Origin of the sequence: Bacillus sp. BB081 (assembly GCF_008368895.1) — a bacterium.
Classification (GTDB): Bacteria; Bacillota; Bacilli; order Bacillales; family Bacillaceae_G; genus Bacillus_A; species Bacillus_A wiedmannii.
On record NZ_QOZX01000040.1, the window covers coordinates 1 to 14,314 of the forward strand.

General features: G+C 38.0%; 13 protein-coding genes and 12 tRNA genes. 2 read left to right on the plus strand and 23 right to left on the minus strand.

The annotated features are described in order from the left end of the window. Window positions 1-22 precede the first annotated feature (22 nt). From DN394_RS17535 to DN394_RS17595, 13 genes are all read right to left on the minus strand, one after another. A tRNA-Gly gene (locus DN394_RS17535) sits at window positions 23-93 on the minus strand. Between the two features lies 1 nt (window position 94). Beyond that, window positions 95-171: transfer RNA gene (locus DN394_RS17540), tRNA-Pro, on the minus strand. 3 nt (window positions 172-174) lie between these two features. Beyond that, window positions 175-251 (minus strand) — tRNA-Arg (locus DN394_RS17545). Window positions 252-348: 97 nt separating this feature from the next. Further along, a tRNA-Leu gene (locus DN394_RS17550) sits at window positions 349-431 on the minus strand. A 16-nt stretch (window positions 432-447) separates the two neighbouring features. After that, window positions 448-520, minus strand: a tRNA-Lys gene (locus DN394_RS17555). A gap of 5 nt (window positions 521-525) precedes the next feature. Beyond that, a tRNA-Gln gene (locus DN394_RS17560) sits at window positions 526-600 on the minus strand. 87 nt (window positions 601-687) lie between these two features. Further along, a tRNA-Asp gene (locus tag DN394_RS17565) sits at window positions 688-763 on the minus strand. A gap of 3 nt (window positions 764-766) precedes the next feature. Further along, window positions 767-843, minus strand: a tRNA-Met gene (locus DN394_RS17570). 24 nt (window positions 844-867) lie between these two features. Then, window positions 868-943 (minus strand) — tRNA-Val (locus DN394_RS17575). A gap of 4 nt (window positions 944-947) precedes the next feature. Next, window positions 948-1,022, minus strand: a tRNA-Glu gene (locus DN394_RS17580). 8 nt (window positions 1,023-1,030) lie between these two features. Further along, window positions 1,031-1,121: transfer RNA gene (locus DN394_RS17585), tRNA-Ser, on the minus strand. A gap of 3 nt (window positions 1,122-1,124) precedes the next feature. Next, window positions 1,125-1,199: transfer RNA gene (locus tag DN394_RS17590), tRNA-Asn, on the minus strand. A 114-nt stretch (window positions 1,200-1,313) separates the two neighbouring features. Further along, window positions 1,314-1,772 (minus strand): SprT family protein, encoded by a 459-nt coding sequence (locus tag DN394_RS17595; protein WP_097918246.1) that lies wholly within the window; start codon window positions 1,770-1,772, stop codon window positions 1,314-1,316. A 195-nt stretch (window positions 1,773-1,967) separates the two neighbouring features. On the opposite strand from DN394_RS17595, the gene cmpA reads away from it, so the two are divergent. Beyond that, a complete protein-coding gene (gene cmpA, locus DN394_RS17600; RefSeq protein WP_001143642.1) occupies window positions 1,968-2,084 on the plus strand; it encodes a cortex morphogenetic protein CmpA in 117 nt (38 codons plus the stop codon). A gap of 58 nt (window positions 2,085-2,142) precedes the next feature. On the opposite strand, the gene DN394_RS17605 is transcribed toward cmpA, so the two are convergent. The 6 genes from DN394_RS17605 to acpS all read right to left on the minus strand — a co-directional run bounded on the left by DN394_RS17605 (window position 2,143) and on the right by acpS (window position 8,086). Then, the gene (locus tag DN394_RS17605; protein ID WP_141474917.1) at window positions 2,143-4,311 is read right to left on the minus strand and encodes a Tex family protein; all 2,169 of its coding nucleotides are present in this window, start codon (window positions 4,309-4,311) and stop codon (window positions 2,143-2,145) included. Window positions 4,312-4,379: 68 nt separating this feature from the next. Beyond that, complete coding sequence (gene ndoA, locus DN394_RS17610) at window positions 4,380-4,730, minus strand: type II toxin-antitoxin system endoribonuclease NdoA (RefSeq protein WP_000635963.1); 351 nt, start codon at window positions 4,728-4,730, stop codon at window positions 4,380-4,382. Between the two features lie 4 nt (window positions 4,731-4,734). Further along, window positions 4,735-5,022, minus strand: a complete 288-nt coding sequence (locus DN394_RS17615; protein WP_000004570.1) for an antitoxin EndoAI — start codon at window positions 5,020-5,022, stop codon at window positions 4,735-4,737. 309 nt (window positions 5,023-5,331) lie between these two features. Continuing rightward, window positions 5,332-6,501 (minus strand): alanine racemase, encoded by a 1,170-nt coding sequence (alr, locus tag DN394_RS17620; RefSeq protein WP_048562622.1) that lies wholly within the window; start codon window positions 6,499-6,501, stop codon window positions 5,332-5,334. 118 nt (window positions 6,502-6,619) lie between these two features. Continuing rightward, window positions 6,620-7,570 (minus strand): LolA family protein, encoded by a 951-nt coding sequence (locus DN394_RS17625; protein ID WP_002096914.1) that lies wholly within the window; start codon window positions 7,568-7,570, stop codon window positions 6,620-6,622. Window positions 7,571-7,726: 156 nt separating this feature from the next. Next, the gene (gene acpS, locus DN394_RS17630; RefSeq protein ID WP_097918248.1) at window positions 7,727-8,086 is read right to left on the minus strand and encodes a holo-ACP synthase; all 360 of its coding nucleotides are present in this window, start codon (window positions 8,084-8,086) and stop codon (window positions 7,727-7,729) included. A gap of 92 nt (window positions 8,087-8,178) precedes the next feature. Between acpS and DN394_RS17635 the strand changes: the two genes are divergently transcribed. Beyond that, window positions 8,179-8,751, plus strand: coding sequence for a rhomboid family intramembrane serine protease (locus tag DN394_RS17635; protein WP_000906923.1), 573 nt, complete (start codon window positions 8,179-8,181; stop codon window positions 8,749-8,751). Here the strand turns inward: DN394_RS17635 and uvsE are convergent. From uvsE to DN394_RS17655, 4 genes are all read right to left on the minus strand, one after another. Next, a complete protein-coding gene (gene uvsE, locus DN394_RS17640) occupies window positions 8,744-9,706 on the minus strand; it encodes a UV DNA damage repair endonuclease UvsE (protein ID WP_046956659.1) in 963 nt (320 codons plus the stop codon). The two genes, DN394_RS17635 and uvsE, sit on opposite strands and share 8 nt — an antisense overlap. Before the next feature lie 92 nt (window positions 9,707-9,798). Beyond that, complete coding sequence (gene cshA, locus DN394_RS17645) at window positions 9,799-11,391, minus strand: degradosome RNA helicase CshA (RefSeq protein WP_000206595.1); 1,593 nt, start codon at window positions 11,389-11,391, stop codon at window positions 9,799-9,801. A gap of 306 nt (window positions 11,392-11,697) precedes the next feature. Further along, window positions 11,698-13,074 (minus strand): UDP-N-acetylmuramoyl-tripeptide--D-alanyl-D-alanine ligase, encoded by a 1,377-nt coding sequence (gene murF, locus DN394_RS17650; RefSeq protein WP_097993855.1) that lies wholly within the window; start codon window positions 13,072-13,074, stop codon window positions 11,698-11,700. 60 nt (window positions 13,075-13,134) lie between these two features. Beyond that, complete coding sequence (locus DN394_RS17655) at window positions 13,135-14,220, minus strand: D-alanine--D-alanine ligase (RefSeq protein WP_000161439.1); 1,086 nt, start codon at window positions 14,218-14,220, stop codon at window positions 13,135-13,137. Window positions 14,221-14,314 lie beyond the last annotated feature (94 nt).

A 14,314-nucleotide genomic window follows, 5' to 3' on the forward strand; every position in this document is an offset into this window, starting at 1 on the left:
GTTCAGTTTTCAAAGAACTAAAAGCGGGTGAAGAGAATCGAACTCTCGACCAGAGCTTGGAAGGCTCTTGTTTTACCACTAAACTACACCCGCGTGGTCGGGAAGACAGGATTTGAACCTGCGACCCCCTGGTCCCAAACCAGGTGCTCTACCAAGCTGAGCCACTTCCCGTTATGGCGCGCCCGAGAGGAGTCGAACCCCTAACCTCTTGATCCGTAGTCAAACGCTCTATCCAATTGAGCTACGGGCGCTTATTCATGATGTTTTTTCGTCGTTGTATTTTGGCGACTCAATTATCTTATCATACTACATTTTCAAATGCAAGTACTTTTTAAAAAGATTTTTTGATGCGGCCGAGAGGACTTGAACCTCCACGGGGTTTCCCCCACTAGGCCCTCAACCTAGCGCGTCTGCCGTTCCGCCACGACCGCGCGGAAAAAACAAAAGTGAGCCATGAAGGATTCGAACCTTCGACCCTCTGATTAAAAGTCAGATGCTCTACCAACTGAGCTAATGGCTCGTAAATGGCTGGGCTAGCTGGATTCGAACCAGCGCATGACGGAGTCAAAGTCCGTTGCCTTACCGCTTGGCTATAGCCCATCGAAATATTTATCTTCTTTTCAAAGACAAATGTTATTGTAACATAATGTCCAATAAAAAACAACTGCCAAATAGCAGAAGTTAAATTGGCGGTCCCGACCGGGGTCGAACCGGCGATCTCCTGCGTGACAGGCAGGCATGTTAACCACTACACCACGGGACCGTTTGGTTGCGGGGACAGGATTTGAACCTGCGACCTTCGGGTTATGAGCCCGACGAGCTACCGTACTGCTCCACCCCGCGATAATACTATTTATATAATTTATATGGTGGAGGATGACGGGATCGAACCGCCGACCCCCTGCTTGTAAGGCAGGTGCTCTCCCAGCTGAGCTAATCCTCCGAAGTGGTGACCCGTACGGGATTCGAACCCGTGTTACCGCCGTGAAAGGGCGGTGTCTTAACCACTTGACCAACGGGCCAGTATGTATGGCAGAGAAGAAGGGATTCGAACCCTCGCACCGCGTTAGCGATCTACTCCCTTAGCAGGGGAGCCCCTTGAGCCACTTGGGTACTTCTCTGTATGGCTCCGCAGGTAGGACTCGAACCTACGACCGATCGGTTAACAGCCGATAGCTCTACCACTGAGCTACTGCGGAATAATAAAGACAATTTGTATCTTATAAAATTTCTTATCGTAAGTCAAGATGTTTTTTCTCAACATCTTGTACAAACGTGACATGTTTATAATATACTGGATTGCGTTTTCACTGTCAAGATGTTTTCTTTATCAGGTTCAGTTTCCCTTTACACTTTCCGCAGACATATCTTTTTGTATTTATTTGACGTCTTCTTACATATTGAAGCAAACAGCCCATACATTCATACGTATAAACCTTTTTTTCCTTCTCTTCATTAATTATTCGTTTACAGAAGCGTGGCGCATCAACTTCTTTCAACAATTCACGAAAATCTCTATCACGGTGCTTATAGCCCCTTCCTGTAATATGTAAGTGATAATGACAAAGCTCATGTTTAATGATTCCGACTAACTCTTCTTTCCCATACATTTCGTAATATCGATAATTCAGTTCAATGTTGTGACTCTTCAATAGATAACGTCCACCAGTTGTACGCAACCTACTATTGAACATAGCTCTATGTAAAAATGGCATTCCGAAGTATTGTAGTGATACTTCTTCCACCAGACGCTGTATTTCTTGCTCATCCACTCTCATTCCTCCTAAACTAAAAAATATTTTTACACTTTTCTCCTCCCTTATACATATATTAAATAGTACATATACCCATCCTCATTCAAGAAGCGTGGTTTCTAAAAATATAGCATGAATAGAAATCCACTCACCAACCTCTCATCAATAGTACCTTAGATTTTTGAGAGTAGGATTAAACAAGGAGGGATTCCTATGCCTACGTGGCTAAAAAAACAAATGCAACGCGCATATTTTGAAAAAAACCGGTATCAAATTAAATTACTAAATGAATGCTGGTTTTATTATAGCAAAATACATCAAAGCTCATAATCCATTACACGTTTTATCCCATAAAAAAAAGAGCAGTTTCATCTGCTCTCTTCTCTTACTATTCAATCGGCAACATGGATAGTGCAACGCGACCTTTTTTCGTATCAATATCATCTACCCATACCTTGACGATTTGTCCGACAGATACAATATCTAACGGATGCTTCACATACTGTTTGCTTAGTTTAGAAATATGTACTAAACCATCTTGTTTTACACCTACATCAACAAAAGCACCAAAATCAACAACGTTACGAACTGTTCCTTCCAGTTCCATACCACGTTTTAAATCTTCTAATTTCAAAATCCCTTTTTTCAGAAGCGGTTTAGGCAACTCATCCCTCATGTCTCGCTCTGGACTAATGAGCGCATCTATAATATCAACTAATGTTGGCTCCCCAACTCCCGTTTCTTGCGATAACTTAGAAATCTCCACTTCTTCTAAGCTCTTTTGTAATTGCAATTGCCCTACGTCATCTTTTGATAACCCTAGACTCTTCAATAACAATTCAACATTTTTATATTGTTCTGGATGAATACCCGTTCGATCTAACGGATTTGCCCCTTCTAATATACGTAAGAAACCTATGCATTGTTCATATGTCTTCGCACCTAGACGCGGTATTTTCTTTAAGTCTGTTCGTTTTGTAAATTTCCCTTCTTCTTCACGCTTTGCCACAATATTTTTCGCAACAGTTTTCGATAAACCCGAAACATATTGCAATAACGCAACTGAAGCTGTATTTACATTCACACCGACTTGGTTAACTGCCGTCTCTACTACAAATGTTAATGATTCATTCAACCTCTTTTGAGATACATCATGTTGGTATTGTCCAACCCCAACTGATTTAGGATCAATCTTCACAAGTTCAGCAAGTGGATCTTGCAGACGTCTCCCAATAGAAACAGCACTTCTTTCTTCAACCTGTAAATTCGGAAATTCCTCACGAGCTAAATCGGAGGCCGAATACACACTCGCACCAGCTTCGTTCACAATAATATAGAAGACTTCTTGTTTCACATTTTGTAATACATCAACTATAAATTCTTCCGATTCTCTAGAAGCTGTACCATTCCCAATCGCAATCATTTCAACTTGATATTTATCTATAATAGAAAGAACTTTCGTTTTTGCATCTTCATATTTACGAACAGGTGGATGCGGATAAATAACATCAATATATAGAACCTTCCCCGTATCATCTACAACAGCTAATTTACACCCCGTTCTATATGCAGGATCTAAAGCTAACACAACCTTTCCTTTCATTGGAGGTTGTAATAACAAATTACGTAAGTTCTCAGAGAAAATATGTATCGCTTGTTCCTCAGCTGTTTCTGTTAATTCTTTTCGGATCTCTCTTTCAATGGAGGATTGAATTAATCGTTTATAACCATCCTCAATTGCTAACTTTACATAATGTGCACTTTTAGAATCGTTATCACGAATTACTCTCTTATATAAGAAAGTTACTATCTCATCTACTGGTGGAACAACAGAAACTCTCAATATATCTTCTTTCTCACCGCGATTCATCGCTAATACACGATGCGGTACTACTTTCTGCAACGGTTCTTCATAACTGTAATACATTTCGTATATATTCTTTTCATCTTTCTTTTCATCTTTTACGGACGAAGACATAACACCTTTTCTAAAAGTAACATTCCGAATCCAACTACGATAAGTCGCTTCATCTGAAACGATTTCTGCAATAATGTCTTGGGCACCTTGTAATGCTTCTTCTGCAGATTGCACTTCTTTCTCTGCGTTAATAAACTCCACTGCCTTCTGATTTGGATCTTCTTTCTTATATAACAATAACCATTCAGCTAACGGCTCTAGTCCTTTTTCTTTTGCAATCGTTGCTTTCGTTCTTCTTTTCTCTTTATATGGACGATATAAATCTTCTACTTCTTGCAACTTTACAGCTTTAACAATTTGCTGACGTAACTCTCCTGTCAGTTTCCCCTTCTCATCAATAAGACGAAGAACCTCTTCTTTCCTATCTTCAAGCTGCATCATATATTGCCATCTCTCTAAAATTGTACGAATTTGCACTTCATCTAAAGAACCTGTCCATTCTTTTCGGTAACGAGCAATAAATGGAACTGTGTTACCTTCTTCTGTTAATTGAATAACATGACGAACTTGCTTTTCGGTAAAGCCTAATTCCTTCACTAACATTTTCATTAACGCTTGTCGATTATCTACCATTTCCATATACAACCGTAACCTCCTCTATAATAAAAAAAAGTTGCCCTGTAAAGAGAGCAACTTAAACTGCCGATTTAAAAATCTATTAGTCCTAAACTAATTTGTAGCGCTTCATCTACACGAATCATCATCACTTCATCTAAGTGAGTGATTTTGTCCGTTAAGCGCTGCTTATCGATTGTTCGAATCTGCTCAAGTAAAATAACAGAATCTCTCTCAAAACCGTACTTTTTCGCATCAATTTCCACATGAGTGGGTAATTTAGCTTTTTGAATCTGTGCAGTAATAGCCGCTACAATCACCGTTGGACTAAAACGATTTCCGATGTCATTTTGAATGACAAGAACCGGACGAACGCCTCCTTGCTCAGAACCAACAACTGGGGAAAGGTCTGCAAAATACACGTCGCCGCGTTTTACAATCAAAATATTACCCCCCGCTAACTAAGCGTTCTACTGTATGAGCTGCTTCATACTCTGCTAAGAAAGCTTCCGATGCAATACCAAGATTAATTTTTCCCATTTCAATGTACCCACGTCGCATTGATTCATGTTGGTAGCGTTTCTTCGTCTTATGTTGACGCAATAACAGTTGTGTTGCCTGGCAAATTAGTTCATGGCGATTCTTATTCTCTTGTTTTCCAATTCCGTCCAATTCCGTTACCATTTGCTTTGGCAACCGAACCACGATTTCAGTAGTTACACTTGATTCGGACACAAAAATACACCTCCACCGTCAACTACACACCCAAATATATATATGACACCTATTGTAATAATACCATTGTATGGAGCCTGTTGCAAAGACTTCCTTATTCCTTGCTTATGTTTTCCAATTCACAAACAAAACATTCATATTCTTTTATTTTTATCTTATTACAGACAAGAAACGAAAGAGTTTCCCAGCAAAATTCACTTTAAATTATGTTAAAAGTAATGATAAGTAAAAAGCTTCTCATCAAAAATGAGCTTATTCTTAACCAATGAACAGTCCTCTCAAATGACAAGAAGCAAATCATACTACCTTCTATATATTGTTCAAATAATTGATTACTTCTACAACCTTGCCGTGCCGTATGAATATTCTCGGCACACGGAAGCTTATCGTTGCAATAATTTCATAATTAATAGTCCCAGAATATTCAGCAACCTCAGTAGCACTAATATACTCATCACCTTGTTTTCCAATGAGTGTAACTTTCGTACCAAGCGGCACTTCACAAGGAAGATGTATCATGAATTGATCCATTGTCACTCGACCTACAATCGGTACCCTTTTACCATTTATAAGCACTTCGAACCCTTGTAATCTTCTAAGCCAGCCATCTGCATATCCAATCGCAACAGTTGCAATCCATTCTTCCGTTTTTGTTCGGTAAGTGACATTATAACTAATCCCATCCCCTTTAATCACCTGTTTAATATGAGCAACTTTCGTATGCAATGATAGCGCTGGTTCTAATTTAAACGGTAAAAAAGGGCGTATTTCTACAGACGGGGATAATCCATACATCGCAATGCCAATTCGTACTGCATTAAATGTAATCCCTTGAAAACGTAGCGTTGCAGCACTATTAGCTGTATGGACAAACTTAGGATTCACTCCGAACTCTTTCAACCAACTTAACTGCTGCAAAAATGTGTTATATTGCTTATCAAAGTAAGAAGTCTCCACCTCATCCGCTGTTGCAAAATGTGTATAAACTCCTTCTAATTCTAAAAATGGTGCACCTTCTAAACTCTTTAAAAATCCTTTTAATTCTTTTCGTTCGCGTATTCCAATTCTCCCCATACCACTATCGAAATTAATATGGTATTTCATTGTAGATGAACCATCCCAAAGTTTGATCGCTTCATCCACCCATTCTTTTTGAAAAACAGTTAACGCTACATCATTTTCAGCAGCTACATTGACATCACGAGGCGGGGAAGGACCTAACACTAAAATCGGCACAGTAATACCAGCCCTTCGAAGCACTAAAGCTTCATCTAAAAAGGCAACCGCTAACCTTGTCGCCCCTGCTTCTAATGCCGTTTTAGCTACCGGTACATAATCGTGTCCATATGCATTCGCTTTGACTACAGCAAAAATCTCTACATCACTTGGAATGAAATCTTTAATGTGTGTAATATTGTTATAGATCGCATCTAAATCCACTTCCACCCAAGTATCACGGTAAAATGGTGCTTCTTCCATAAATACACTTCCTTATACACGATATGCGAAGCTTATTCTTTTATATGCTTCTTTTATGAAATCCACCCTTCAAACTAAGAAAAGACGTGGTGCACATATATCACCACGCCTAAGAAGTTTACTTCACTTGCTTCTCTGTAACTGAACGAGCAACCATTAATAGCTCCTTCGGCTCTAAACCTTTAGACACGAGCATATATTCTACTCCGTTATGCGACCACGTTAAAGAATCTTTCGTCAATGCACCAATTGTAAAGCCAAGATCAACCAATTCTCCGCTCACACTTATCGCCGACGAAGCCTCTGCAACTTTTGCCTTTTCTTGTATCAAAGTAAAGGATTTCTTACTTCCAGTGTATGTGAGTATCGCACGCTTGCCACTGTCCGTCTTCAACTCTTTTTCATCTTTCAAAACCATACCTTGCGGCGTATCGCGCGGATACAAAATAGCAAATGGTTTGTCTTCTTTCGCTGTTGTTTGAACATCTACTTGCGCTCTAGACATATTTTGTTTCGTATCAAATGCACCTTTATCAAATTTCGCATCAAATTTCACTTTTGAGAAATCTACTTTCACAAGAACATTTTGATCATTATCCATTAACTTCACCGAAACTGGTGTTAAATCACTTTTCTTCAATGTAATCTCTTGTTTCGGCAACATGTTTTGATGTTGATAGTTTGTTTTTGTTTTAAAAATATAATACTTATCTGTTTTTTCAAAAGTAAGGTTTTTCTTATCCTGCAAAATATCTCTCACAAGGGATTCATATAAATAAGCCTGGCTACTATTTTGCGGCCAATCACTTTGGAAACGGAAACTCTTATTAAGTGCTGGCGTTAATACAAATACCCCTTCTTCATTTCTTAAAATAATTTGGCTTTGATCTTTTTTCGCATTCTGCAAATTCACACGATAAAAAGAAGGTTCCTTATGCCATATTTCTACCTTGTACTCCTGAGGCTCATTCCCTGTTTTAATAGATAATTTTGCTTCAGCTTGATAACTTTTCATCCCTTTTACTTTCGCCTCTAAATCTCTCACAACATCATCTTGTTTCTTTTCCATACAACCCGCCAACACAAAAACGGTTAATAAACCGACAAGAACTAAAAACAGACGCCTTTTCATCACTTCAGCCCCTTTGCCCCTATAAATGAATGGAAGATGTACCTTCCTTATCGCTACATCAAATATATGAGACAAAGATATAAAATATGCAGACTAGCGTGACGAGCTTTCTAAAACAACTTGAGCAACAGCAAATTCCTTACTATGACTAATTGATAAATGAACAATATGCTCTGTACTTATAACGAGAATCGGCTTACCTCTATCATCATTCCTTACTTCAATATCTAAAAAACTTACTTCTTTTCCAATACCGGTTCCTACCGCTTTTGAATACGCCTCTTTCGCTGCAAATCTTCCAGCTACAAACTCTGTAAGGCGACTTCCCTTCAGCTCCTTAGCAACATTACGTTCACTTTCAGTTAAAATACGCTCCATAAATTTAAGTTTTCCATCTAGCATTTTTTCAATTCGATTCAATTCAATAATATCGATTCCAATCCCTACAATCATTTCAAAACCCCCTTCTTCTATTTAGCTTTCTTTTTTCATATTGTAAGAATAACAGAGAATCTTTCTGATGCAAAAGGAGTGATACTCACAACATGCTAATACCTTCTGCCCGCATTTCCTTACAACCAATCGTCATCGCTTTACTTCTCATACAATTAGTCATGATTATGTTAGGCGACTTTCTTCTCTTTCCCATGGCATCCTACAATGAATATATCGCTAAAGGAGAATGGTGGCGTCTCATAACTTCCTTACTTGTACATGTAGACTTACAACATTTCCTTTCTAATAGTATTTGTTTATTTGTGCTTGGCTCTTCTATCGAAAAACAACTCGGACACTTTTCTTTCATCATTATTTTTTTCCTTTCTGGCATTCTTGGAAATATTTCTTCTTATCTCATTATGCCTCTTGAATATATTCATGCCGGGGCATCTGGTGGTATTTTCGGATTGCTAGGTGCACAATTATTTCTATTGTATAGTCGGTATCGTTCTTCCAATCCAAGAGACATTGCTATTTTTTCAATCATGATATGTATATTACTACTATTCACTTTCTTCAATCCCTCCGCTAACCCTATAAGCCATTTAACAGGATTGATCATTGGTGGTATTTGCACTCCCTTATTAACAAAAAAATTCGATGGTGCAGAGCTTATTTAATATAAAAGCTCGCACCATCGACAATTTCTACATCTGTTTGTTTACTTAAATCTCTCATTAGTTGAAATAATGACTCATCCTTCTTCTTCGCCTCAATCATACAATCAATTTGCGAAACACTTCCCTTTATCTTTTTTAAAAAAGATAAAAAAGTATCTACATCAATAAAGTCCGCATGCGCTCTCGGGTCTTTTCCCTCTCTAGGACTAGAAATGTGCATTTTCACTGGTAACAAAGACGATTCCCACGTATGTACAACACGCGCCCAATCTTCATGCCAATCTTCTCGATCATTATTCATCATATGGTGATGCAAATCAAACACGACTGGAATATCTAATTTTTCACCTAAATACAATGTTTCTTCTAAAGAAAAGGTCGTATCATCATTTTCTAATATGACCATCTCTTGGATACTCCTTGGAACACTTGACCAATTTTCTATAAAGCGTTCTAATGCGAGTTCCTTATCTTTATAACCTCCACCCACATGTAATACGCATCGTTGCTTATGTTCAATCCCCATACCTTTTAATAATTTTTTATGCATCTGCAATGTCTTTACAGATTGTTTAAAAATATTCTTCTCAGGTGAATTCAGCACAACGAAATGATCTGGATGAAAATCAATACGCATGTTCATTCGAATAGCGTAATCACCTAGTACTTTTAAATTTTCTTTTAAGGGACGAATATAGTTCCACTCTAACAGCTCCTCATGATTCGCTAAAGGAACAAGCTTGGAACTAAGCCGAAAGAAAGATATATCATGCCCTTTATTATGCTTTAATAACCGTAAACAATTTTCTAAATTCGAATTAGCAATTCTTTCGAGTTTACGAATTGCAGCCTCTCGATCACCAATTCGTTGAAACTGCGCATATGTCATCGTTTGAGATGGAGATGCATTCTTTAAATGTACACTCATCGCAACATACCCAAGTCTAACAAGCATGTAGCACCTCTTTTCTACACAAGTTATTATGTAGTATGTACAATTACAGAAATAAAAAAAGAGAATGCCAGCAAAGGGCATTCTCTTTTTTATTAAGCTTGCGGACGGCTATGATGTTTTCTTTCGCCACGTCCATTTGAAGATCCAGGGCGACCTTGACCTTCACCTTTACGACCACGGCTACCACCATCACGATTACGATCACGATCACGGTTACGGCCATCGCCACCACGGCTACCACCATCACGATTGCGATCACGGTTACGACCATCGCCACCGCCGCGTCCGTCACGACTACGATTACGGTTACCATCACGGTATCCGCCTCCGTTACCGCCGCGTTTTTTAGAACCGCCACCTCTTGAAACAACTGGTGGTTCTGACGTTAAAGCGATTGGAGTTGTATCTGGCTCTTTTGTCATCATTTTTAAAGCAGCAGCTACTACTGTTACAGAATCATTCTCTTCTAACATTTCTTCTGCAATACGCTTGTAGTATGATAAATTATCATTTTCAATTGTGCTTTGAAGTTTTTCAGCGATTAAACGTTGTTGACCTTCTAATGCCTCGTCAAGTGTCGGTGCTTCCATACGATCAACTTTACGTTTTGTAGTGCGCTCGATATTTTTTAATTGTCCTGATTCACGTGGTGTTACAAATAACATTGCAATACCTTTTTTACCTGCACGGCCAGTACGACCGATACGGTGAACGTATGATTCTGGATCTTGTGGGATATCGAAGTTATATACATGTGTTACGCCTGAAATATCAAGACCACGTGCAGCAACGTCTGTTGCAACAAGAACTTCAATAGCACCTTCTTTAAATTTACGTAATACAGACATACGCTTCGCTTGTGTTAAGTCACCGTGAATACCTTCTGCTGCATAACCACGTAAGTTTAATGCTTCTGATAATTCATCAACACGACGCTTTGTACGACCGAATACGATTGCAAGCTCTGGAGATTGAATATCTAGTAAGCGTGTTAACACGTCAAACTTTTTCTTTTCTTGCACTTCTAAATAGAACTGCTGAATGTTTGGCATTGTTACTTCTTTTGCTTTTACTTTAATGTGTTGAGGCTCAGTCATGAAACGCTCAGCAATACGACGGATTGGATCTGGCATTGTCGCTGAGAATAATAATGTTTGATGTGTATCTGGCACATCTGTTAAAATCGCTTCAATATCTTCAATGAAGCCCATGTTTAACATTTCATCCGCTTCGTCAAGAACAACTGTCTCTACGTTTTGTAAGCGAAGTGTTTTACGGTTAATATGATCTAAAATACGACCCGGCGTACCAACAATAATGTGTGGGTGTTTTTTTAGAGCACGAATTTGGCGGTTAATATCTTGACCACCATAGATTGGTAAAATACGAACGCGTTTATGTTTACCAATTTTGTACAGCTCTTCTCCAACTTGAATTGCTAATTCACGCGTTGGCGCGATAACAATACCTTGAACTGCTTCTTTATTTGTATCCACTTTATCTAATAGTGGTAATCCGAATGCTGCTGTTTTCCCTGTACCTGTTTGCGCTTGCCCAATAATATCCTTACCTTGCAATGCATGTGGAATTGTTTCAGCTTGAATCGGCGTAGCCTCTTCAAAGCCCATACTTTCAACAGATTGTAGTAAAGACTCACTTAATCCTAATTCTCGAAATGTTGTCAATGTTACTTCTCCTTTTCTATCCTATACTTATCATTTAAAAAAAGGCGTTTTCCGAATTTGCGGAAAAGCCCTTTTCCTGAATGCTCACGTATATAAACGGGCGTATATTCTTCGCGAAAATACTTCTAAACGTTATTACACTTTATCAATTATAAGTTTTGTATGTGCAAAAAGCAAACCCAACTGTTACCTTATTTTCATATTCAGAGTTTTTTTCTTCACTTTTATTTTTTTTATATTTACTGTAAGCGCTTATTATAAGTTTCTTCTATTTTCGCATCTATCATCCCTATTTATATACACCAATTATTTCAACATCGTAATTACTTCTTCCAATTTCATGCCGCGAGATGCTTTTATTAATACAACATCTTTCACATCAACTACTGCTTGTAACTCTTTTACTAGCTCTTCTTTATTATCATACGCTTTTACACGCTCAATAGGGAAATTAATTTTCGCTCCTTCAGCAATTTGAGCCCCTAATTTACCATATGTGAACACATATGCAATTTTTGCTGGATCGATTAATTTACCGACTTCATAATGAAACTGTACTTCTTGATTTCCAAGCTCTAACATATCACCGAGTACAACGATCTTCTTAGCAAATCCATCTAAACCGTTCATTAAGTGGAATGCTGCTTCCATAGCTGTCGGACTTGCATTATAAGCATCATTGATAATTGTTAATCCACTATCCGTTTTTACAATTTCCATACGCATGCCCGTCATTTGAAGTGTTACTAAACCTTGTTTCATTTCTTCCCATGTTACACCAAAATGTTTTGCAATTGCCATTGAAGCAAGCGTATTGTACACATTGTGTTTTCCTAATACTGGTAAGTAGAATGAAATATTTTCATCTCTATTCATTTTAAAATGTGTCCCAGTCGCCTGTAATGCTACAGTCGTTGGATAATAATCATTTGCTCTAGCATCACCAAACGTAACTGTTTCAGCTATTAAATTCATTTTAGGAACACGATTTGTTAATAATGGCTCATCTCCGTTATATACGAATACTCCACCTTCTTGTAATCCTGTCACAATTTCTAATTTCGCTTCAGCAATTGCTTCACGAGAGCCTAAGTCCATTAAATGTGCCTCACCGATGTTCGTAATGATAGCTGCATTTGGACGTGCCAACTTAGATAAGAATTCAATTTCCCCTCGGCTTGACATACCCATCTCTAATACAGCTACTTCTGTATTTTCTTCTAAGTTTAAAATAGTAAGAGGTAACCCAATATGGTTATTAAAGTTTCCTTCTGTTTTTTGAACTTTGAATTTAGTCGCAAGAAGACTTGTTACAATATCTTTTGTAGATGTTTTACCGTTACTCCCTGTCACACCAATAACTTTCACATCCAATTGATTGCGATAGTTTTTCGCTAACATTTGTAATGCTGATAACGTGTCTTCCACAAAAATAACGGGAAGATTCTCAGGTGGATTTGCTACATCTTTCATCCATAATGTCGCCACAGCTCCATTTTCAACGGCTTTATCTACAAAAGCATGTCCATCGAAACGTTCACCTTGAATCGGAACATATAGGTTGCCTTTTTCGATTTTTCTCGTATCAATAGACACTCCTTGTATAGTAATTCCCTCATATTGCTCTGCTAATCCCGTACCATTTACCATCTGTTCTACTTGTTTTAACGTTCGATTTATCATGAGAACACTCCTTACATAGAGGAAGCACTATTCCTGCGAATAGTGCTTCCTCCTTTTTTGTTAGATTGTATATTTAATTTTTTGTTTTTCTTCGTGACGCTCAATCGCTAAACGAATTAGCTCTTCAATTAATTCCGGATACGGTAATCCAGTATGTTGCCATAGTAGAGGGAACATACTAAACGGCGTAAACCCTGGCATCGTATTCACTTCGTTAATATATACTTCTCCATCTTTCGTTAAGAAGAAATCCGCTCTTGTTAAGCCAGCACTATCTAACGATTGGAATGCAATAATTGCATCTCGCTTAATGACATTAGACTCTTCTTCTGTCATTTCAGCCGGAATAATTAATGCTGTATCGCCATCGATATATTTCGACTTATAATCATAGAAGTCCTTTTTCGGTACAATTTCACCTACAACTGAACATTTCGGTTCATCATTACCTAATACACCAACTTCTACTTCACGTCCAACAATATTTTCTTCTACAATAATTTTGCGGTCAAATTGGAACGCCTCTTCAAATGCATTCTCAAGCTCTTCACGATTTTTACACTTATTAATGCCAACACTTGAACCAAGGTTTGCTGGTTTTACGAAGCAAGGATATCCTAAAACTTCTTCTACTTTTTCATATGCTGTTTCATAATCTTTTTCCCATGCACTACGAATAAACGATGCATACTTCGCTTGTTTCAATCCAGCTTCTGCGAAGATGTTTTTCATAACAACTTTATCCATACCAGCAGCAGATGCTAGAACACCATTTCCTACATAAGGAATGTTCATTAATTCTAATAATCCTTGAACCGTTCCATCTTCACCATTTGGTCCATGTAATAATGGGAAAATAACGTCGATAGCATTTTCCTCAGAAGCTGCAGATGGAATGATTTCTGTGCTTAATGATAACGGAGAAATCGCATTTTCTGCGCCGCTCATTTTTAGAACTTCAACATCTGTTACTTCACCTTCAATACGCTCACCGCGCACCCATTGACCTTGTTCTGTAATATAAATTGGATGAATCTCGAATTTATCTTGATTTAATGCTTTAATAGCAGCAAGAGCCGTTTGTAGCGAAACTTGATGCTCAGCTGATTTTCCACCATATAATAAACCTAATTTAATTTTTGTCACTGAAATCACCCTAACCAATTGTTTTCATTTTTCTATTTTAGCACTTTTTATAAAAATAGGTAGTTCCTATTTGAAATAAAATGCAACTTCCACA